We start from the raw sequence: 19,085 nt of genomic DNA on the forward strand, positions 1-19,085 counted from the left end.
TCTGCCCGCTGTGGGCGCCGGACTGGTCTGGGTGCCGGCGGCAGCCTATCTGCTGCTGACCGGCGCCTATCTGAAGGGCGCCATCCTGCTCGCGATCGGCACGCTGGTGATCAGCACGGTGGACAACGTCCTGCGGCCAGCTTTGGTGGGGAAGGGTACCATGCTGCCGGACTACGCCGTGCTCATTTCCACCGTGGGCGGCCTCTCGCTGATCGGCATGAATGGATTTGTCCTCGGCCCGCTGATCGTCGCCCTGTTCGTTGCCGCATGGTCGCTCTTCTCGGATGACAAGATGCAACCCTCATGAGCTGTCGCCGCTTGCCGTGCAAACTGCATGTGTCTGCTCCGAAGTGTCTTAGCGCCGGGCAAACACCCACCTTTGCGCGTCCATCCCGTGCCCCAGTTCCCCGCGGCTGACAAGGTGGCGGAGATGCGCCAGCGCCTCGCTGAGGCCGAAGCCGGTCTGATCGAGCGGCAGAGGCCGGAACAGGACCTCCAGCGTCTCCATCACCGTGCGCGGCTCGATGCAAAAGTCCATGAGCCGTTCCAGCCGCTCGTCGTGATGCGCCTTGAGCGCGGCGATCCGCCCATGGAGGCCGTAGAACGGGTCGCCGTGGGAAGGCAGGACCAGAGTGCCTTCGGGCAGCGCCCCGAACTGAAGGAGCGATCCCAGGAACGCGCCGAGCGGATCGGCGCATGGGTCCGAAGGGTGCGTCCCAATGTGCGGCGAGATTCGTGCGAGAATCTGGTCCGCCGCGATCAGCAGGTCTCTCTCCGCGCAATAGAGGCAGATCATCTCCGGCGCGTGGCCTTCGCCGATCATCACCCGCCACGCGCTGCCGGCGAGCGTCAGTTCGTCCCCCTCCTTCACCCGCATATAGCGCCGGGGCAGCGGCCCGACCCATTTGGGATAAAGCATGCCCCGGCGTTCCACCAGGTCCAGGAACGGCTGGGGCGCGCCGCACAGCCGGTTGTGGGCCACGAGCTGAGGAATCACCTCCACGGGATCCTCGTTGAGGAGCAGGCGCGCCTGCATCCACTCCAGGCGGCTCATGTGGATGTCGGCGCCGGTGCGGGCATGGAGCCAACCCGCCAGCCCCACATGGTCCGGATGGAAATGGGTCCCGAGGAGCCGCGCCACCGGCCGTCCGCCGAGCAGCGGATCAGCCAGCACCCGCGCGAAAAGCGCCCGCGTCGGGGCGTCGTCAATGCCGGAATCGATCAGGGTCCATCCGTCCGGCCCCGAGAGCAGCCAGGCGTTGACCTCGCTCGGCGGAAAGGGCAGCGGCACACGCACGCGCAGCAGGCCGGGCGCAACCTCGCTGAGATCGTCCGAGACGGCTTCATGCAGGCCGGTGGTCATGCTCGCTCCCCATATCGCACGCTTTCCCATTCCCGGACCGAGGCGGCCCATTCACCGGCCACATGTGAGAGGTTCGTGCGGTCCGCATGGACGGTCGCTTTGCGCAGGCTCTTGCGGTCGAGCCGCCCTCGGCTTGATCCGGTCGCCGCCCCGCTCACGACCCAAATTGATTGCATCAGAATTAATTTCTGACACAGTATGTGCTCATGAACAACCAACAAGCAAGCCGTCGGCGGCTCACCTCCGGCCTGTTGCAGGCGGGCCGGCAATGGCGGCGGCTGGCGGAAGCCGCGCTCGCGGCCGATGACATTTCGGAGGCCTGCGCCTCGCCCCTGGTGTGGCTGAGGCGCCTCGGCGGCGGCGTGCGTCAGGTGACCCTTGCGGCACACGTTGGCATCGAAGGCACGTCCCTCGTCCGCTTGCTCGACCAGCTCTGTGACGCCGGGTTCGTGGTGCGCCGGGACGATCCGGAGGACCGTCGCGCCAAGACCCTGTGGCTCACTGCGGAGGGCGAGCAGCTCGCGGAGCGCATCGAGCGCGCCATCGCCAGGCTGCGGTCCCGCATCTTCGCCGAGATCAGCGAAGCGGACGTCGAGGCGACCCTCCGGGTGCTCGAGGCCCTCGAGCACGCCCATACCCGCCTCCAGCAGAACCCTAGTCTCCTGGAGGCGGACTCTTGAAGCTTCCCTCGGCGCGCGACTGGCTGTTCTCCACCAAGGCCTTCACCGCCGCCATGCTGGCGCTCTACGTGGCCCTGGCCATGGACCTGCCGCGCCCCTATTGGGCCATGACCACGGTCTATGTGGTGTCCCACCCGCTCACCGGCGCCACTACCTCCAAGGCGCTCTATCGCATGCTCGGTACCCTCATCGGCGCCACTGGCGCGGTGGTGCTCGTGCCGACGTTCGTGAGCGCCCCCGAGCTTCTGAGCATCGCCGTCGCCGCCTGGATCGGAGGGCTGCTCTACCTCTCTTTGCTCGATCGCACGCCCCGCAGCTACGTGTTCATGCTGGCGGCCTACACTCTGCCCATCATCGCTTTGCCGACGGTCACCGCGCCGGAGACCATCTTCGACGTGGCTCTCGCTCGCAGCGAAGAGATCATCCTCGGGATCCTGTGCGCAAGCCTCGTGGGCGCGGTCGTGTTCCCGGTGAGCGTCGGGCCGGCCCTCGCCGCACGCGTCGGCGGCTGGCTGCGCGATGCCGGCGCCTGGGCCGGCGAGGTGCTGCGTGGCGAGGTGACGGATGAGGCCGTGCCTCTGGTCCGACAGAAGCTCGCCGCGGACGTCGCGGCGCTCGACGCGCTCATCATGCAACTGGCACACGATCCCGAGGCGCGCGCCTTCGCCCGCGAAGCCGGAGAGCTCCGCGGGCGCCTGCTGCTGCTCCTGCCGGTACTGTCCTCCCTCAACGACCGGATGCGCGCGATCACCCGCGAGGAAGCGATGGGCAGCGCGCGGGACGATCTTGTCGCCCTCGCCCGCGAAATCGCGGACTGGATCGGGGGCGCTCCCGACACGCCGGAGCGGTTGCGCGCACGGATCGCTGAGCTGACTCCGGATCCCGGCGCCCTCAGGGACTGGCCGAGCCTCCTTCATGCGAACCTCTGCGCCCGCCTCAAAGAGCTTGTCGATCTCTGGCAGGACTGCCTCGCGTTACGCCGGCAGGTGGCTGGAGACCCTGCTGCGGGACACTGGGCGCCCGTGCTGCACCACCGCCCCGTCATCGGCACCGCGCGCCATCATGATCACGGCCTGCTGCTATTCTCCACCGCTTCCGCCGCGCTCGCGACCCTGACGGCGAGCCTGATCTGGATCGCGAGCGGATGGCCCGGCGGCGCCAATTTCGTGGCCATGGCGGCGGTCGCCTGCTGCTTCTTCGGCGCCCAGGACCGGCCAGCCCCGTTCCTCTGGATGATGGTGGTCTGGGGCACCACGGCCCAGGTGATCGCCGGGGTCCTTCTGTTCACGGTGGTGCCCCAGATCCACGATTTCGCGATGCTCGTGCTGGTGCTGGTGCTGCCGTTCCTGCTGGTTGGGGCGCTCATTCCCCGCCCGGAACTCGGCCTCGTCACCCTACTGCTCGCCGCAACGGGTTCGGGCTCCCTCTCGGTCCAGAGCCACTACAATGCGGATTTCACCGTTTATGTGAATGAAAGCCTGGCGGTGACCGGCGGCTTCCTGTTCGCCTGGATCTGGGCGTTGGCGACCAAACCCTTCGGCGCCGAGATCACCGCCCGCCGCCTCGTGCGCTCGGGCTGGGCGGACCTTGCCGCCTGCGCCGCCGGCACCCGCCTGCAGGACCACCGCGTGCTGGTGAGCCGCACCCTCGACCGCCTCGGTCTGCTCATTCCCCGCCTCGCCTCGGGCGCCATCGACGACGGCCTCGCCACGGACGGGCTCAGAGACTTGCGCATCGGCTACAATGTCCTTGATCTGCAGCGCGATCGCCGGGCGCTGCCTGGTGCCGCAAAGGACGCCATCAACGCCGTCCTCGAAGGGGTAGCCGGGCATTTCCGAACGCAGCAGAAGGCCGGCGCGGTGCTGCTGCCGCCCGCCGGCCTTCTGGACCATGTGGACGAGGCGATCCGCGCCGTGCTTGCCCAGCGCGCCGGGCAGGCGGCGGATAATGCCCTGCAGGCGCTGGTCGGTCTCAGGCAGGCTCTGTTCCCCGGGGCCGCGGCGCCCCTCCTGCCGCCGGCACGGGGCGCCGTCGCCCCGCCTTTGCTCGCGGCCGAGTGAGACACGCATGCCCGCGGAACTCGACATCTTCGGCGTCTACGTGCCGACCTTTCTCCTCCTCGCGCTCGCCGCCATGGCGGTCACGCGGCTCCTCTCCCGTCTTTTCAGCCAGGTGGGGCTCGGCCGCCTCATCTGGCACCGGGCGCTGTTCGACCTCGCCGTGTTCGTGCTCGTGACCGGCGCGGGATATGCCCTTCTCCAACGGATCGCATGATGAAGATCGATGTCGCGAAGTGGGTCCGCATATGCGTCACCCTCATGGTGGTCGCGGGCGCCGTTCTCGTGGGCCGCGCGCTCTGGGACACCTACATGAACGCCCCCTGGACGCGGGACGCCCGCGTGCGCGCCGACGTGGTCGGCATCGCTCCCGACGTCTCCGGTCTCGTGAGCGAGGTGCTGGTCCGCGACAACGCCGCGGTGAAGAAGGGCGACGCCCTGTTCCGGGTGGACCGCGAGCGCTTCGCCATCGCCCTGAAGCAGGCGGAGGCTGCGGTGGAGGGCCGCGCCGCGACGCTGGAGCAGGCCAAGCGCGACCTCGCACGCTACACGCAGTTGCGCGAGCGGCAGGTGGTCTCGCCGCAGAACGCCGAGCAGGCCCAGACCGCCCTCACCCAGGCCGACGCGGCCTACCAGCAGGCGGTGAGCGAGCGCGACCTCGCCCGGCTCAACCTCGAGCGCTCGGAGATCAAGGCGCCAGCCAACGGCATCGTCACCAATCTGGAGCTGCGGCGGGGCGACTACGTCTCCACTGGCAAGGCGGTGGTGGCCCTGGTGGATACGGATTCGCTTCGGGTCGAGGGCTATTTCGAGGAGACCAAGCTGCCGCGCATCCATGTGGGCGATCCCGTCACGATCCGCCTGATGGGCGAGCCGACCCTGCTGCGCGGTCGGGTGCAGAGCGTCGCGGCGGCCATCGAGGACCGCGAGCGCACGGCCGGCTCCGGCCTGCTCGCCAACATCAACCCGACCTTCAACTGGGTGCGCCTTGCCCAGCGCGTGCCGGTGCGCATCGCCCTGGAGGACGTGCCGGCCGATATCCGCCTCGTGGCCGGCCTCACCGCCACCGTGGAGATCGAACCCGGTGTCGCCGGCAAGACCGCGCACGCGGACCCGTCGGACGCCCAATCCGTGCACGCCGCGCGGCCGGCCCGATGAGAGCGCTGCGCCGCCCTGCGGACGGACCGCCTCGGGGGCCGCTCCGCGCTTTGCCGTGACGCCAGGACGAAATGCCATGAATGCTCCGCTGAGTGCTCCGCCGGCATCAGAACAGCTGAAGGGGGGTGAGCCGCCCCACCGGAGGGCGCCGCTCTGGCTGCTGGCGCTCCTGGCCTTCTCCGGCACCCTCGCCATGCACGTCTTCGTGCCGGCGCTGCCCGTCGCCCAGCAGGATCTCGGCGGCGGGATGGCGGCCATGCAGCTCACCATCAGCCTCTACATCCTCGGCCTCGCCGGCGGGCAGCTCGTCTACGGGCCTCTCGCCGACCGGTTCGGGCGCCGGCCCGTCCTGCTGGCGGGGCTCTCGCTCTACACCGTCGCCGGCCTCGCGGCGATGCTGGCGCCGAGCGTCAACGCCCTCATCGCCGCCCGGCTGTTCCAGGCGCTGGGCGGCTGCGCCGGCCTCGTGCTCGCGCGCGCCATCGTGCGCGACACCTCGGCGCCGGCGGACACCACCCGGCGCCTCGCCTTGATGAATCTCATGATCACCGTCGGTCCGGGCGCGGCGCCGCTGGTGGGCGGCTTTCTCGCCGATGCGGCGGGATGGCGCTCCATCTTTATCGCCCTGACCCTCCTCGGCGTGGTCAACCTCCTGCTCACCTGGCGTCTTCTCCCGGAGACCGGACGGGCAACCGAAGGCGCCGCCATCGGTCTAATGGAGAGCTATGGCCAACTGCTGCGGGCGCCAGCCTTCTGGGGCTACGCCGTGGGCGGCGGCTGCGCCACCACCTCCCTCTATGGCTTCGTCGCGGCGGCCCCCTTCATCTTCACCGGCGAACTGCACCAGCCCACGGCCAGCGTCGGGGGCTATATCGCCCTCCTGGTCCTGGGGGTGTGGGTGGGCAGCATGCTGGCGAGCCGGCTCATCGCCCGTGTTTCCGTCGGCCGTCTGCTGGTGGGCGCCAATGGGGTCAGCGTGGCAGCCGCCTTCATCCTGCTCGCCGTCGTGCTGTCGGATCAGCTCACCGTGCCCCTGGCCATCGCCACCGTGTTCATATTTTCCGTGGGCGTGGGCACCGCGGCCCCCGCCGCGCTGGCAGAGGCCCTGAGCGTCAATCCCCGCGTCGCCGGCTCCGCCTCGGGCCTCTACGGCGCCATGCAGATGGCGGTCGGCGCCCTGTGCACGGCCTTGGCCGGTGTCGGATCCGACCCCGCGCTCGCCGCCGCTCTTGTGCTTGCCGGCTCCGGCATCATCGCTCAAGCGGCCTTCTGGATAGCCGGGCGACCAAGGCGCACGGCCTCGTAGAGCAGCCGCACGATGCGGCGAATGGGCATCACAGGGTAAGATCCATGGATATCAAGACAATCGCTGTTCTCATTGATACCAGTCCGTCGCGCGAAACCAGTGAGGCGCCGGGATCGTCCTTGGCGAGAAGCGCGCGGATCCTGTCGATGTTGGCGGCACGGATGGCGCCGGCGAACAGGCCGTAGTGCCGGGTGCGGTGGAAGCCGTCGGGCAGGACATGGAGCAGGAAGCGGCGAATGAACTCATCCGCCGGCAGGGTCATGGCCTTGATCCAACTGTCGCCTGTGGCCTTGGCCCGGGCGCGATAATCCTTCCAGCGGAAGGTGACCCCGCGGTCGTCCATGGCGAGGAGCCGGCTGTTGGAGATCGCCACGCGGTGGGTGTAGCGCGACAGATAGGCGAGCACCGCCGCCGGTCCCGCGAACGGGCGCTTGGCATAGACCACCCATTCGGCCCGGCGCAGGGGTGCCAGCATCGCCTCATCGGAGCGCTTCGCCACCATCGCCAGATCTTCCTCGATCCGCACCAGCTTGGTCTTGACCTCCCGCAACTGCTCGACGAGATGGCGCAGGGCATGACGGGCCACGGGCGGAATGCGCAGATCGGTCACGTCCTCAATCATGGCAGTCAGAAGCCCGATATTGTGGGCTCGGTTCGGAGCGATGACGCCGAACTCGGCGAGATGGCCTCGAATGGCGTTGATCAGCTGGGTCCTTTGTCCGACCAGCATCTCGCGGACACGGTGGATCATCAGGATCTCCTGCTGCATCTCCTCCTTGATGGGAACGAAACGCATGGAGGGGCGCACCACCGCCTCGCTGATCGCCTCGGCGTCGGCCGCGTCGTTCTTGTTCGTCTTCACGAAGGGTCGAACATACTGGGCCGGGATCAGGCGCACCTCGTGTCCCAGGTCCCGCAGCCTTCGAGCCCAATGATGCGCGCTCGGGCAGGCCTCAATGCCGACGAGGCAAGGGGCAAGATCACGGAAGAAATTTTCGACGTCGTCCCGCCGAAGCCGGCGGCGAACCACCGCCTTGCCGCTGCGGTCGGCCCCGTGAACCTGGAAAACGGACTTGGCGATATCGAGACCAACGACGTGGACTTCCTTCGGCATGGCAGATCTCCTCTTCGAGCGACGCCCAATGATGATCCGTTCCAAGGGCACGGCGGAAGGGGGTGTCCATGCCATCACGCGAGGAGGCAGTTCTTCGAACTGGCCGACATCGCGAAGAATGCCCGTCGAGGACGAACGGCCGCGGCCATCTCGCCGATCGCGCTGGAGGCGGTCAAGCGCATCGATGTCCTGTTCGACATCGAGCGCGATATCAATGGCCTCGCCGCCGCCGAGCGCTTGGCCGTCCGGCAGGAGAGGAGTGTGCCGCTACTGGCCGATCTGGAAACCTGGTTGCGCGAGCAGCGCTCCAAACTCTCGCGCTCTTCCTCCTTCGCCAAGCCGGTCGACTATATGCTCAAGCGCTGGTGCGACTTCGCCCGCTTTGCCGAGGACGGCAGAATCTGCCTTACAATGCGGCGGAACGAGCTCTGCGTGGTCTGGCCCTTGGAAGAAAGGCATGGATGCTCGCCGGTTCCGATCGCGGCGCTGACAGGGCCGCCGTCATGTATGCGCTCATCATGACGGCGCGCCTCAACGACATCGACCCGCACGCCTGGCTGGCCGATGTCTTCGCGCGCATCGCCTCAATCCCACAGAACCGCTTGCACGAACTCCTGCCCTGGGAGTGGAAACGCAGCACCCAAGAACCTGCTGCCGCGCAGGCCGCCTGAGCCCGCAGTCATCATAGCCGCCCGCTGCCACGCGCGCACGCAACAATCCAGCGGCACTCAGCGTATGCTTACGGCGCAAGCAGCTCTGCGAACGGGTCACGCCCCAGTTGCCAGCCTTCCTGCCGGTGATGGTGGAGCCGCCGATGGAGACCGTTTCACCCCTGGACGAGCCATCGCCGCGTAAGCGTAAGGCTCGTCGCGAGGGCCGCATCGAGATTGAACTGGCTTCTGGCGACCGGCTGCGGCTGGAGGGCGACGTGGATGGCCGAGCGCTGCGCGATGCGATCGCCGCCCTGAGGGCGCGATGATCCCTATCCCGGTCGGCGTGAAGGTCTGGCTGGCGACAGGCCACACGGATATGCGCAAGGGCTTCGCCTCCCTGGCGTTGCAAGTGCAGGAGGTCCTGAGGCGAGATCCGCTGGCGGCCATATCTTCTGCTTCCGCGGACGGCGCGGCGACCTCGTCAAGATCATCTGGCACGACGGACAGGCGGCGAACCTGTATGAAGCGTCCCGGGTTTTCCGGAGGCGGTTTGGTTTGAGTCACGCGACCATATCGAGGTCCTGTTTGGCGGCATAGTAGTTGGAGATCAGCTCGCGCAGGAATACGTCCCGGTCGGAATAGACCGAGTGCACCATCATGTGCAGCAGGCGGGAAACATCGGCTTCGAAAGGGCGGCTCTGCGAGGTTTGCGTCGTCATGGGGATAGGCCATGCAGTTGAAAGCTGGACGCGTGACATGACAAGAACGGCGGAAGGTTGCAAGACACGCAATGAGCAGCTGCGGGCAGGCACCGGCTCCATCTAAAGCGAGCTGCGGTCCGGAATGTTCTGGCCTCACATGCCGGCGGCACAGGTCCCTTCAGAGGATGGGCGGGCGCTTCGGAGCGGCGCTATCTGCTGAAGATCGGTCACCTCGTCCAGAGCTTGCAGCGCCTCGAGTATGTCGGAGAGGACCAGGATCTTTCCTGTCTCCGGGCGGCGAAGGTCCGGCCGGTTCGGCACGGCATACCGATCCGAGGCCCATGACGCGAGGAGTGCCCGCTTTGACCCCGTGCTCATGGTTGGGTCGGCCAGGACCTCTCCCGGCGAGCGCGGTTCGCCCCATGGCACGCGAGATGGAAGAATCCCGGTGCTTACATTTATTTCGTGCAGCATCTCCAATCCTCCACAGGCCGGCCTCCGGCGAATGCCGGGAGGCGGGATGCAGGCTCTTCGGGCGGGAAAGATCAGGCCGCCTTGGCCTGCTCGATCTGCCTGACGTTGCTCTCGGCCGGCTGGCCTGCGGAAGCGATCTCGATGCGGCGCGGCTTCAGCCGTTCCGGCACCTCGCGCGCCAGTTCGACCGACAGCAGGCCGTCCTGAAGCGTCGCTCCGGACACCTTCACATAGTCGGCGAGATTGAAGGTCTGCGTGAAATCGCGGACGGCGATGCCCTTGTGCAGCATCTGGCGGTGGTTTGCGTCCGCGGTCTTCTTGCCCGTGACGACCAGCGTATTGGCCTGCTGCGTGAGCTCGACCTCGTCGGGACGGAAGCCGGCAACGGCCATGGTGATCCGGTAGGCGTTCTCGCCGGTCTTCTCGATATTGTAGGGCGGCCAGTCCGGACGCGGCCCCGCCGCAGTATCGATGAGATCGAACAGCCGGTCGAAGCCGACGGTGGAACGATAAAGCGGAGCAAAGTCGAAGGGTCTCATAGCCACATTCTCCACTGAGCAACATGGACACGAGCCGCCCGCAGCCTTGCCACGGGCGCCACGCGCCGGTCCTTTCAGGCACCGGCGACAAGCGATCTGGGGAGCGAAAAAATCTCGTTCAAGAGGGACATGAAAAATTTCTCGGCCACCTCTCACCGCGTCACCCTGATTCGATATTCTCTATTGTTTTCAGCTGATTGGCACTTAATGACGCCGAGTGACAAAATTTTTTGCGTACCCTCTTGAACGAGAAACGCAGCCTTCCTAGCTCGATGTCCGCTCGTGCGCCCAGCCGCCGAGTTCATGACATCGCTGCCTGCACCAGGAGGATCTGCATGCATTTCCGCCCGCTGCACGACCGTGTCGTCGTGCGCCGCATCGAGGCCCTCGAGAAGACGGCCGGCGGCATCATCATCCCCGACACCGCCAAGGAAAAGCCCCAGGAGGGCGAGGTCGTCGCCGCCGGGCCCGGCGCGCGCGACGAGGCCGGCAAGCTGGTGCCGCTCGACCTGAAGGCCGGCGACCGCGTGCTGTTCGGCAATTGGTCCGGCACCGAGGTGAAGATCGACGGCGAGGACCTGCTCATCATGAAGGAGAGCGACATTCTCGGCGTGATCGAACGGAGCGGGACGGCCAGGAAGGCTGCCTGACCGTGTATCCCTTGAGATCGTGAGCCATAGCAATCCAGGAAGGAGGACAGGACATGGCTGCCAAGGAAGTGAAGTTCTCGTCCGAGGCGCGCGAGAAGATGCTGCGTGGCGTGGACACGCTTGCCAATGCGGTGAAGGTGACGCTCGGCCCGAAGGGCCGCAATGTCGTCATCGAGAAGAGCTTCGGCGCTCCCCGCATCACCAAGGACGGCGTCACCGTCGCCAAGGAAATCGAGCTTGAGGACAAGTTCGAGAATATGGGCGCGCAGATGGTGCGCGAAGTGGCCTCGAAGACCAATGACCTTGCCGGCGACGGCACCACCACCGCCACCGTTCTCGCCCAGGCCATCGTCAAGGAAGGCTCCAAGGCGGTAGCCGCCGGCATGAACCCGATGGACCTCAAGCGCGGCATCGACCTCGCGGTGGACGCGGTAGTGGCGGATCTCAAGACTCGTGCGCGCAAGGTGACGCGCAACGACGAGATCGCCCAGGTCGGCACCATCTCCGCGAATGGCGACACCGAGATCGGCCGTTTCCTCGCCGAGGCGATGCAGAAGGTCGGCAATGAAGGCGTGATCACCGTCGAGGAAGCCAAGACCGCCGCCACCGAACTCGAGGTGGTCGAAGGCATGCAGTTCGACCGCGGCTATGTCTCGCCGTATTTCGTGACGAACACCGAGAAGATGCGGGTCGAGCTCGAGGATCCGTACATCCTGATCCATGAGAAGAAGCTGTCCGGTTTGCAGGCCATGCTGCCGCTCCTGGAGTCGGTGGTGCAGACCTCCAGGCCGCTCCTCATCATCGCCGAGGACGTCGAGGGCGAAGCGCTGGCCACGCTCGTGGTCAACAAGCTGCGCGGCGGCCTGAAGGTCGCGGCGGTGAAGGCGCCCGGCTTCGGCGATCGCCGCAAGGCCATGCTCGAGGACATCGCCGTCCTCACCGCCGGCCAGGTGATCTCCGAGGACCTCGGCATCAAGCTCGAGAACGTCACTCTCGCTCAGCTCGGCCGTGCCAAGAAGGTGGTGATCGAGAAGGAGAACACCACCATCGTCGACGGTGTCGGCGCGAAGGCGGAGATCGAGGGCCGCACCTCGCAGATCAAGGCGCAGATCGAGGAGACCACCTCGGACTATGACCGTGAGAAGCTGCAGGAGCGCCTGGCCAAGCTCGCCGGCGGCGTCGCGGTGATCCGCGTCGGCGGCGCGACCGAGGTCGAGGTGAAGGAGAAGAAGGACCGCGTCGATGACGCGCTGCACGCCACCCGCGCGGCGGTCGAGGAAGGCATCCTGCCGGGCGGCGGCGTCGCCCTGCTGCGTGCGCTGAAGGCGATCGATTCCGTTGAGCCCGCCAATGAGGACCAGAAGGCCGGCGTCGCCATCGTTCGTCGCGCCATTCAGACGCCGGCGCGTCAGATCGCCAGCAATGCTGGCGAGGATGGCTCGGTGATCGTCGGCAAGCTTCTGGAGAAGGACGACTACAACTGGGGCTACAACGCCGCGACCGGTACCTACGAGGACCTCGTCGCCAATGGCGTGATCGACCCGGCGAAGGTCGTGCGCACCGCGCTCCAGGATGCGGCGTCGGTCGCTTCGCTGCTGATCACCACTGAGGCTCTGGTCGCAGAGAAGCCGAAGAAGGAAGCAGCACCCGCCGTTCCCGCCGGCGCGGGCATGGACTTCTGACAAGGCGGGGCCCGGAGGAGATCCGGGTCCCTGTCTCGCGCCAGAATGAACCGGCTCCCACGCCGGAACGCATTTGCCTTGAACAAGGCGGGCGCGCTTCCATCAACTGAGATGCCACGGGCGCGCCGCGCGGGGCATCTCGACGATATCGCCAACCGGGGAGGTCCTGCTCAGCACGGCCGCTATCGCGCGGGTTCGTTGCGGCGGGTGCCGGACGGACCGGATCGATTCGATCCCCGCAGCGACTTCCATGACGAGGAAGGCGGCCACGCCGCTCAATGGTGGCTACCGGACTTCTCCGACCCGCGCTCATTGTCAACGCTTTGCTCACACGAGGAGGTTTTGCCGATGAAGATCGCCCAGATCGCCCCGCTCGCGGAATGCTGTCCGCCACGGCTCTATGGCGGGACGGAGCGCATCGTGTCCTATCTCACCGAGGAACTGGTCCGGCAGGGCCATGAGGTGACGCTGTTCGCCAGCGGCGATTCCAAGACTGCGGCCGAGCTGGTGCCCTGCTGCGACATGGCGCTCAGGCTCAATCCGCAGGTCAGGGACCCGCTGCCCTATCACATGATGATGCTGGAGGAGGTGCGCCGCCGGGCCGCCGAGTTCGACGTGCTGCACTTCCATGTCGACTTCCTGCACTATCCGCTCGCCAGTGCCTTTGCCGACCGCATGGTGACGACGCTGCACGGCCGTCTCGACCTGCCCGACCTCAGGCCCTTCTATTCCGCCTTCCCGCACTATCCGCTCGTCTCCATCTCGGACGATCAGCGCCGCCCCATGCCACCGGTCCATTGGGCCGGCACCGTGCACCATGGCCTGCCGAGAGACGTCCTGCCCTTCACCGCGAACCCGCATGGCGACTATCTCGCCTTCCTCGGCCGCGTCTCGCCCGAGAAGCGGCCCGACCACGCCATAGAGATCGCCGCCCGCGCCGGCATGACGCTCAAGATCGCCGCCAAGGTGGACAAGGCCGACCAAGCCTATTGGGACGAGGTGATCGGCCCGATGGTGGCGCGGCATCCCAATGTCGAGTTCATCGGCGAGATCAACGAGCAGCAGAAGGCCGATTTCCTTGGCAATGCCCGCGCACTGCTGTTTCCAATCGATTGGCCGGAGCCGTTCGGGCTCGTCATGATCGAGGCCATGGCCTGCGGCACGCCGGTGATCGCCTTCCGCCACGGCTCGGTGCCGGAGGTGATCGATGACGGCGTCACCGGCTTCGTCGTCAGCCACATCGACGAGGCGGTGGCGGCGGTGCGCTCGGTCGGCCAGCTCGACCGCGCCGAGGTGCGCGCCACCTTCGAGGAGCGCTTCACCGCCGAGCGGATGGCGCTCGACTATCTCGCCATCTATCGTGATCTCCCCGGTTTGCGCCGTGCTGCGATGCGCATTCCCGCCGTGGCCAACGGCACCGGCAACGGGTTGGCCGATGGCATCGAATTGCGGGTCGTCGCCTGAGCGGGAGGTCCTCCATGCACGGCACGACCAGTGCGGAAGCGGTCGCGCATGCGCCGGCGCCGACCGGGCCAGGCACGCCGCTGGCGCAGTTCTTCATCCCGGCCGCCGCCTCGCTGCAGGAGCGGCGGCCGCGCACGCTCAAGCACGGTGACACCTTCGCCGTGTTCGACCACAATGGCGATGCGCTCTCCGGGCCGGGCAGCCCGGAGGGCCTCTACCATCGCGACACGCGCTATCTCTCACATCTCTACCTGACCATCGCCGGGCAGCGGCCGATGCTGCTGTCCTCGACGCTGCGCGACGATAACGCGACGCTGACCTGCGATCTCACCAACCCCGACCTGTTCGATGCCGAGGGCCGGCTGGTGCTGGAGCACGACCTGCTTCATCTGCGCCGTTCGCGCTTTCTGTGGAACGGCACCTGCCATGAGCGGATCGCCATCAGCAACTTCGACGACCGGTCCCGGCGGGTGAGGATCGACATCGCCTTCGCCGCCGACTTTGCCGACCTGTTCGAGGTACGTGGCACGCAACGGGCGCGGCGCGGCACGCTGCAAAAGCCGGAGATAACGGCCGACCAGGTGAAGCTCGCCTATCTCGGCCTTGATGGACGGCGACGGCAGACCACGCTGCGCTTCGACCCCGCACCGCAGGAGCTCATGACGGAGCGCGCGACATTCGTCGTGGACCTTGCTCCGCGCGAAGCCAGCACGCTCGTGCTGGAGATCGCCTGCGACGGCGCCAGCGAGAGGCCAGTGCGTCCTGCCTTCCTTCGCGCGATGCGCGATGCGCGCCGCGCGTTGCGCTCCTCCGCCTCGCGGGCGACGGCGATCATCACTTCGAACGACATCTTCAACGAGGCGGTGCGCCGCTCGGTCTCCGACCTCTACATGCTGGTTACCGACATGCCGGAGGGTCCGTATCCCTACGCCGGCATCCCGTGGTTCAGCACGGTATTCGGGCGCGACGCGCTGATCACCGCGCTGGAGACGCTGTGGCTCGACCCGGCCATTGCCCGCGGCGTGCTCCTGCATCTCGCCGCCAACCAGGCCACGGAATTCGACCCGGAGGCCGACGCCGAGCCGGGCAAGATCCTGCACGAGGTGCGCCATGGCGAGATGGCAGAGCTGAGGGAGGTGCCGTTCCGGCGCTATTATGGCAGCGTCGATTCCACCCCGCTCTTCATCATGCTGGCGGGCGCCTACCTTGAGCGCACCGGCGACCTTGTTACGCTGCGCCGGCTCTGGCCGAACATCGAGGCGGCGCTCGGCTGGATCGAGAACCATGGCGATCGCGACGGCGACGGCTTTGTCGAATATGGCCGGCAGACCGTGGAGGGGCTGATCAATCAGGGCTGGAAGGACAGCCATGACTCGGTCTTCCATGCCGACGGCACATTGGCGCGCGGCCCAATCGCCCTCGCCGAGGTGCAGGCCTATGCCTATGGCGCCTGGCGGGCCGCCGCGCACGTCGCCCGCGCCCTGGGGCACCCTGAACGTGCGACCGGGTTCGACCGGCGTGCAGAGGCGTTGCGCGCCGCCTTCGATGCGGCCTTCTTCGACGCGGCGCTCGGCACCTATGTGCTGGCGCTCGACGGCGAGAAGCGGCCCTGCCGTATCAGGAGCTCCAATGCCGGGCATGCCCTGCTCACCGGCATCGCCCTGCCGGATCGGGCAGCTTCCGTGGCGAGCACGCTGATGGGACCGACGCTGTTCTGCGGCTGGGGCCTGCGTACCATCGCCAGCAGTGAAGCGCGCTACAACCCGATGAGCTACCATAACGGCTCGGTCTGGCCGCACGACAATGCCCTGATCGCCGCCGGCCTCGCCCGCTACGGCTTCAAGCGCGAGGCGGCGCGGATCTTCGAGGGCCTGTTCGCCGCCTCGACCTATATCGACCTGCGCCGCCTGCCGGAGCTCTTCTGCGGCTTTGCCCGCCAGCAGACGCGCGGGCCGACCTTCTATCCGGTCGCCTGCATGCCGCAGGTCTGGGCAGCGGCGGCTCCGCTCTACATGCTGCAGGCCTGCCTCGGGCTCGGCTTCGACCCGGAGCGGCTGCACGTCACCTTCGACGAACCCACGCTGCCGGACTTCCTCGGCGAGGTCACATTGCGCGATCTCAGGCTCGACGGCGGGGCGGTCGACGTCGCGCTGCGCCGCTCCGGCGGCAAGGTGGTGGTCGATGTGCTCGACCGGCGCGGCCCGTTGCGGGTGCTGACGACGAGCTGAGGCGGATCAGGGCGGGCGCGTCTACGAGGCGCGCCGGCCTCATTCCTCGCCGTCCTCGTCCAGCTCCTCGAGAAGCGCGACGAGCTCGGCGACGCGCGACGACGGGTGTTGCCGGCCTTCATCGATCAGCGCCTCGTCGGCCTGGCGCTAGGCCCGGGCCTGCGCCAGTTCCTAGCGCGTGGCTCCGGTCATGAGGATGTCGGCGATGAGGCTCTCATCGACCGGGCCGAGCACGGCGACGACGTCACTGGCGTTCACGACGTCCTCCCTGTCGAAACATCTTCGAGATAGGTCGGCAACGGCAGAGTTCTATGCCGGCATGAGCGGGACGCTCCTCAGGAACTGATCCTCACGCTGACATCGCGAAGGCCATCGCTGCGCTGTACGGTCAATGTCACGCTCGTGCCGGCGGGTGTCAGGCCGATGCGGTTGCGCAGGCCGGCGGCGCTGTGCACCGGACTGCCGTCGACCGCCGTCACGACGTCGCCCGCGGCGAGGCCGGCCCGTTGCGCGGGCGAGCCCGGCTCGACACCGGCGATCACCGCGCCACGCACGTCGCCCAGCCCGAGCGCCTCGGCGATCTCCGGCGTGACGTCCTGCACGGCGATACCGACCCGGCCGCGATGGACCCTGCCGTCGCGGGCCAGCTGGTTCATCACCGCCACGGCCATGTTGCTCGGCACGGCGAAGCCGATACCGACATTGCCGCCGGCCGGGCTCAGTATGGCGGTGTTGATGCCGACCAGCCGACCGTCCAGTGTCACCAGCGGGCCGCCGGAATTGCCGGGATTGATCGAGGCGTCGGTCTGGATGAAGTCCTCATAGCCGTCATTGCTGATGCCGGTACGCCCGAGCGCGCTGACGATGCCGGAGGTCACCGTCTGGCCAAGGCCGAAGGGATTGCCGATGGCGACCACATAGTCCCCGACCTTCACGCGGTCCGAATCGCCGATCGGCAATGCGACGAGGTTGGTCGCCTCGACCTTCAGGAGCGCGATATCGGTCGCCTTGTCCGAGCCGATGAGACGGGCGCGCAGTCGGCGCCCGTCCTTCAGCGTGACGACGATCTCGCTTGCGCCGGCGACAACGTGATGGTTCGTCAGCACATGGCCGCGCGCGGCATCGATGATGACCCCGGAGCCGGCGCTCAGCCGCGGCTCCTCCTGCGGCATGTCCGGCAGATCGAAGAATCGGCGGAAATAGGGATCGTCGTAGAGCGGGTTCGATGAGCCGGGCGCGCGCGAGATCACCGAGATGTTCACCACCGCTGGCGTCACCCGATCGAGCACTGGCGCCAGCGTCGGAACGCCGCCCGCCATGCCCGCGATCGCCGGTTGGCCGAGGGCAGGTGACGCGATCCCGGCCACCAGCGCCAGCGCCACCAGAAGGGTGGTGATCATCCTTTTCTTCCGTGTAGGACCCGTGAGCATGCCTGGCCCCCGTATTAGGTTGCTTTCCTTCTGTTGGAGCGAATGAAAGGCCTGCCCGGCAGGGCGCCGGGCCGGCTCACGATCAGGCGCTCGAGTAAGGACGCCCGGTGGTAAACCACAGGCGGGCCGCCGCCACGGCCGCGACGACAAGGCCGGCGATCACATGGGCAGCGACGGCGACGGACAGCGCCGAGAAGCCGAGAGCCCAGGGCGCGATGATCGCCCACAGGCCGAGTGCCGCGTTCGCCCATTCTTCAACCTGGTGGAAGGCGAACAGGGCGGCCACGGCGATCAGCGTCACGGCGGCGCCGACGATCCAGGCATTCCAAGCCGCGGCGGCCTCGGTGGTGAAACCGAGATACCAGGGCGCCAGGGCAAGGCCGAGGCCGGCGATGATGGTGACGACGTCGAAGGCCTTCGGCGTGTCTACAGACAGTGACTTCAGCATGATTGATCCTCCTCATCTGTTCGGTTGCGATTGATGGTGCGGTATTGCGCGGCGGGGCGGACGCGCTCGCGCACGCTGCGCCGGCGGGCTGAAGTGCCCAAGGTCGGGAAACGGAGCCCGGCCGGCAGGTCGGACTTCGTGCGAGGGAGGGATGCGCTCCTGGCATCGCGCCGCCGGCTGGACGACATAGGCGAGGCCCTGCCGCTCGGCATAACGGATAGCGGCGTCTAGCGTGGGAAAGTCGAGCTCGACCGGGGCGAGCGTGTCGCTACCGGCGGTCCAGCCCATCAGCGGCTCGATGACGGGTGCGCCGCGCCGCTCGAAGACGAGGCGCCACCCCTTGCAGCGCGCGCGGCCCGCCGTCATCACGCAACGCGACGGCCTGAAGATGCGGGCGACCGCATCCTCCGGGAAGACGGAGCGCCCCATCGCCAGCGGACCGCGTGCGTCATTGGCAGGCCAGTTCGCTGGTCGATGGATTGTAGAGTTGGACGGTGTTTCTCTGACGGTCTTCAGCATCTCATCCCTCCCTCGTCGGCGAAGGATGCGACCGGCAGCCGGCCATAGGGTCACTGCCGGCCGGCGATGGTCTCAGTGCTTGATGGCGATGCGCTTCACCTGCGACTGCGCCTTCGCGCTCTTGGGCAGCACGATGCTCAGCACGCCGTTCCTGAAGCGGGCATCGATCTTGTCCTCCTCGACCTCGACGCCGAGCGGAATGCGCCGCTCGAAGCGGCCATAGAAGCGTTCGGAGAACTGCTTCTCCTTGTCCTGCGTCTCCGAGCGCTTCTCGCCCTTGAGCGTCAGCACGCCGTTGTCGAGCAGCACCTCGACGTCCTTCTCCTCGAGACCGGGGACCTCGGCCGTCACCTTGATCTCCTTCTCGGTCTCGGCGATCTCGACGCTCGGCCAGCCGACGTTGAAGGTCGGCAGCGCGCCGAAGGCCGGCAGGCCGCGGTCGAAGGAGCGGAAGACGTCGTCGAACAGCCGGTTCACCTCGCGGTGCAACGAGAGGAACGGGCTGCGCTCGTCGTCGCGGAAGACAGTGGGGACCGAACTGCCATTGTCGCGGCCCCACGGGATAAGGTCACGTACACTCATGATTTTTCTCCTTTCCGTTCGGGTGCAAAAGCTTTCC

At 67.3% G+C, this 19,085-nt stretch carries 17 protein-coding genes and 6 pseudogenes; 14 read left to right on the forward strand and 9 right to left on the reverse strand.

Features of this window, described 5'->3' with window-relative positions:
- Positions 1 to 307 (forward strand): AI-2E family transporter (locus ABLE93_RS21920; protein WP_348841917.1); only part of this gene is annotated, 307 nt, incomplete at its 5' end.
- A gap of 48 nt (positions 308 to 355) precedes the next feature.
- Here the strand turns inward: ABLE93_RS21920 and ABLE93_RS21925 are convergent.
- A complete protein-coding gene (locus tag ABLE93_RS21925; protein WP_348841918.1) occupies positions 356 to 1,363 on the reverse strand; it encodes an MBL fold metallo-hydrolase in 1,008 nt (335 codons plus the stop codon).
- Positions 1,364 to 1,569: 206 nt separating this feature from the next.
- Here ABLE93_RS21925 and ABLE93_RS21930 point away from each other — a divergent pair, with 206 nt between their 5' ends.
- The 5 genes from ABLE93_RS21930 (at position 1,570) to ABLE93_RS21950 (ending at position 6,564) form a co-directional block, all read left to right on the forward strand.
- Positions 1,570 to 2,043 carry a MarR family winged helix-turn-helix transcriptional regulator gene (locus ABLE93_RS21930; RefSeq protein ID WP_011993040.1) on the forward strand — a complete coding sequence of 158 codons (474 nt, stop codon included), beginning with the start codon at positions 1,570 to 1,572 and terminating at the stop codon, positions 2,041 to 2,043.
- Positions 2,040 to 4,103 carry an FUSC family protein gene (locus ABLE93_RS21935; protein ID WP_348841919.1) on the forward strand — a complete coding sequence of 688 codons (2,064 nt, stop codon included), beginning with the start codon at positions 2,040 to 2,042 and terminating at the stop codon, positions 4,101 to 4,103. Before ABLE93_RS21930 ends, ABLE93_RS21935 begins: the two co-directional genes overlap by 4 nt.
- Before the next feature lie 7 nt (positions 4,104 to 4,110).
- A complete protein-coding gene (locus tag ABLE93_RS21940; RefSeq protein WP_348841920.1) occupies positions 4,111 to 4,317 on the forward strand; it encodes a DUF1656 domain-containing protein in 207 nt (68 codons plus the stop codon).
- Positions 4,314 to 5,258, forward strand: coding sequence for an efflux RND transporter periplasmic adaptor subunit (locus ABLE93_RS21945; RefSeq protein WP_348841921.1), 945 nt, complete (start codon positions 4,314 to 4,316; stop codon positions 5,256 to 5,258). The genes ABLE93_RS21940 and ABLE93_RS21945 overlap by 4 nt, the downstream gene beginning before the upstream one ends.
- 76 nt (positions 5,259 to 5,334) lie before the next feature.
- A complete protein-coding gene (locus ABLE93_RS21950; RefSeq protein WP_348841922.1) occupies positions 5,335 to 6,564 on the forward strand; it encodes a multidrug effflux MFS transporter in 1,230 nt (409 codons plus the stop codon).
- Between the two features lie 28 nt (positions 6,565 to 6,592).
- Here the strand turns inward: ABLE93_RS21950 and ABLE93_RS21955 are convergent, their stop codons facing one another.
- Complete coding sequence (locus ABLE93_RS21955; protein ID WP_348841923.1) at positions 6,593 to 7,678, reverse strand: IS110 family RNA-guided transposase; 1,086 nt, start codon at positions 7,676 to 7,678, stop codon at positions 6,593 to 6,595.
- Here ABLE93_RS21955 and ABLE93_RS27035 point away from each other — a divergent pair.
- The 4 genes and pseudogenes from ABLE93_RS27035 to tnpB all read left to right on the forward strand — a co-directional run.
- A pseudogene (locus ABLE93_RS27035) lies at positions 7,661 to 8,109 on the forward strand (IS66 family transposase); the annotation flags it as partial. The gene ABLE93_RS21955 and the pseudogene ABLE93_RS27035 sit on opposite strands and share 18 nt — an antisense overlap.
- A 72-nt stretch (positions 8,110 to 8,181) precedes the next feature.
- Complete coding sequence (locus ABLE93_RS27040) at positions 8,182 to 8,349, forward strand: transposase domain-containing protein (protein ID WP_394030655.1); 168 nt, start codon at positions 8,182 to 8,184, stop codon at positions 8,347 to 8,349.
- Between the two features lie 143 nt (positions 8,350 to 8,492).
- The gene (locus tag ABLE93_RS21965; RefSeq protein WP_348841924.1) at positions 8,493 to 8,657 is read left to right on the forward strand and encodes a hypothetical protein; all 165 of its coding nucleotides are present in this window, start codon (positions 8,493 to 8,495) and stop codon (positions 8,655 to 8,657) included.
- Positions 8,654 to 8,928: pseudogene (tnpB, locus tag ABLE93_RS27045) on the forward strand (IS66 family insertion sequence element accessory protein TnpB). The gene ABLE93_RS21965 and the pseudogene tnpB overlap by 4 nt, the downstream one beginning before the upstream one ends.
- A gap of 2 nt (positions 8,929 to 8,930) precedes the next feature.
- Here tnpB and ABLE93_RS21970 read toward each other — a convergent pair.
- Both ABLE93_RS21970 and ABLE93_RS21975 read right to left on the reverse strand, forming a co-directional pair.
- Positions 8,931 to 9,050: pseudogene (locus ABLE93_RS21970) on the reverse strand (ATP-binding protein); the annotation flags it as partial.
- 527 nt (positions 9,051 to 9,577) lie between these two features.
- Positions 9,578 to 10,045, reverse strand: a complete 468-nt coding sequence (locus ABLE93_RS21975; RefSeq protein WP_348841925.1) for an Hsp20 family protein — start codon at positions 10,043 to 10,045, stop codon at positions 9,578 to 9,580.
- Positions 10,046 to 10,380: 335 nt separating this feature from the next.
- Here ABLE93_RS21975 and ABLE93_RS21980 point away from each other — a divergent pair, with 335 nt between their 5' ends.
- The 4 genes from ABLE93_RS21980 to ABLE93_RS21995 all read left to right on the forward strand — a co-directional run bounded on the left by ABLE93_RS21980 (position 10,381) and on the right by ABLE93_RS21995 (position 16,069).
- Positions 10,381 to 10,695, forward strand: coding sequence for a co-chaperone GroES (locus ABLE93_RS21980; protein ID WP_348841926.1), 315 nt, complete (start codon positions 10,381 to 10,383; stop codon positions 10,693 to 10,695).
- Positions 10,696 to 10,748: 53 nt separating this feature from the next.
- On the forward strand, positions 10,749 to 12,377 hold the full coding sequence (groL, locus tag ABLE93_RS21985) for a chaperonin GroEL (RefSeq protein ID WP_348841927.1): 1,629 nt from the start codon (positions 10,749 to 10,751) through the stop codon (positions 12,375 to 12,377).
- 348 nt (positions 12,378 to 12,725) lie between these two features.
- Positions 12,726 to 13,841: a glycosyltransferase family 4 protein gene (locus ABLE93_RS21990; RefSeq protein WP_348841928.1), complete on the forward strand. Its 1,116-nt coding sequence runs from the start codon at positions 12,726 to 12,728 to the stop codon at positions 13,839 to 13,841.
- Positions 13,842 to 13,855: 14 nt separating this feature from the next.
- On the forward strand, positions 13,856 to 16,069 hold the full coding sequence (locus ABLE93_RS21995; RefSeq protein ID WP_348841929.1) for an amylo-alpha-1,6-glucosidase: 2,214 nt from the start codon (positions 13,856 to 13,858) through the stop codon (positions 16,067 to 16,069).
- A 39-nt stretch (positions 16,070 to 16,108) separates the two neighbouring features.
- On the opposite strand, the pseudogene ABLE93_RS22000 reads toward ABLE93_RS21995, so the two are convergent.
- The 5 genes and pseudogenes from ABLE93_RS22000 to ABLE93_RS22020 form a co-directional block, all read right to left on the reverse strand.
- Positions 16,109 to 16,327 (reverse strand): annotated as a pseudogene (locus tag ABLE93_RS22000) (hypothetical protein).
- Positions 16,328 to 16,410: 83 nt separating this feature from the next.
- Positions 16,411 to 17,499, reverse strand: a pseudogene (locus ABLE93_RS22005) (Do family serine endopeptidase); the annotation flags it as partial.
- An 82-nt stretch (positions 17,500 to 17,581) separates the two neighbouring features.
- On the reverse strand, positions 17,582 to 17,947 hold the full coding sequence (locus tag ABLE93_RS22010) for an SPW repeat protein (RefSeq protein WP_348841930.1): 366 nt from the start codon (positions 17,945 to 17,947) through the stop codon (positions 17,582 to 17,584).
- Positions 17,948 to 18,115: 168 nt separating this feature from the next.
- Positions 18,116 to 18,466: pseudogene (locus ABLE93_RS22015) on the reverse strand (NADH dehydrogenase ubiquinone Fe-S protein 4); the annotation flags it as partial.
- Positions 18,467 to 18,538: 72 nt separating this feature from the next.
- Complete coding sequence (locus tag ABLE93_RS22020) at positions 18,539 to 19,048, reverse strand: Hsp20/alpha crystallin family protein (protein ID WP_348841931.1); 510 nt, start codon at positions 19,046 to 19,048, stop codon at positions 18,539 to 18,541.
- Between the last annotated feature and the right edge of the window lie 37 nt (positions 19,049 to 19,085).

Source organism: Xanthobacter pollutisoli, from assembly GCF_040044995.1.
In the GTDB taxonomy this organism is placed as follows: domain Bacteria; phylum Pseudomonadota; class Alphaproteobacteria; order Rhizobiales; family Xanthobacteraceae; genus Xanthobacter.

Excerpts from the sequence above, each read along its gene's own strand:
- ABLE93_RS21975 (WP_348841925.1), bottom strand. The coding sequence starts at position 10,045 with ATGAGACCCTTCGACTTTGCTCCGCTTTATCGTTCCACCGTCGGCTTC.
- ABLE93_RS21955 (WP_348841923.1), bottom strand. The coding sequence starts at position 7,678 with ATGCCGAAGGAAGTCCACGTCGTTGGTCTCGATATCGCCAAGTCCGTT.
- groL (WP_348841927.1), top strand. The coding sequence starts at position 10,749 with ATGGCTGCCAAGGAAGTGAAGTTCTCGTCCGAGGCGCGCGAGAAGATG.
- ABLE93_RS21945 (WP_348841921.1), top strand. The coding sequence starts at position 4,314 with ATGATGAAGATCGATGTCGCGAAGTGGGTCCGCATATGCGTCACCCTC.
- ABLE93_RS27040 (WP_394030655.1), top strand. The coding sequence starts at position 8,182 with ATGTATGCGCTCATCATGACGGCGCGCCTCAACGACATCGACCCGCAC.
- ABLE93_RS21950 (WP_348841922.1), top strand. The coding sequence starts at position 5,335 with ATGAATGCTCCGCTGAGTGCTCCGCCGGCATCAGAACAGCTGAAGGGG.
- ABLE93_RS22020 (WP_348841931.1), bottom strand. The coding sequence starts at position 19,048 with ATGAGTGTACGTGACCTTATCCCGTGGGGCCGCGACAATGGCAGTTCG.
- ABLE93_RS21930 (WP_011993040.1), top strand. The coding sequence starts at position 1,570 with ATGAACAACCAACAAGCAAGCCGTCGGCGGCTCACCTCCGGCCTGTTG.
- ABLE93_RS21965 (WP_348841924.1), top strand. The coding sequence starts at position 8,493 with ATGGAGACCGTTTCACCCCTGGACGAGCCATCGCCGCGTAAGCGTAAG.
- ABLE93_RS21990 (WP_348841928.1), top strand. The coding sequence starts at position 12,726 with ATGAAGATCGCCCAGATCGCCCCGCTCGCGGAATGCTGTCCGCCACGG.
- ABLE93_RS21980 (WP_348841926.1), top strand. The coding sequence starts at position 10,381 with ATGCATTTCCGCCCGCTGCACGACCGTGTCGTCGTGCGCCGCATCGAG.
- ABLE93_RS21995 (WP_348841929.1), top strand. The coding sequence starts at position 13,856 with ATGCACGGCACGACCAGTGCGGAAGCGGTCGCGCATGCGCCGGCGCCG.
- ABLE93_RS21940 (WP_348841920.1), top strand. The coding sequence starts at position 4,111 with ATGCCCGCGGAACTCGACATCTTCGGCGTCTACGTGCCGACCTTTCTC.
- ABLE93_RS22010 (WP_348841930.1), bottom strand. The coding sequence starts at position 17,947 with ATGCTGAAGTCACTGTCTGTAGACACGCCGAAGGCCTTCGACGTCGTC.
- ABLE93_RS21925 (WP_348841918.1), bottom strand. The coding sequence starts at position 1,363 with ATGACCACCGGCCTGCATGAAGCCGTCTCGGACGATCTCAGCGAGGTT.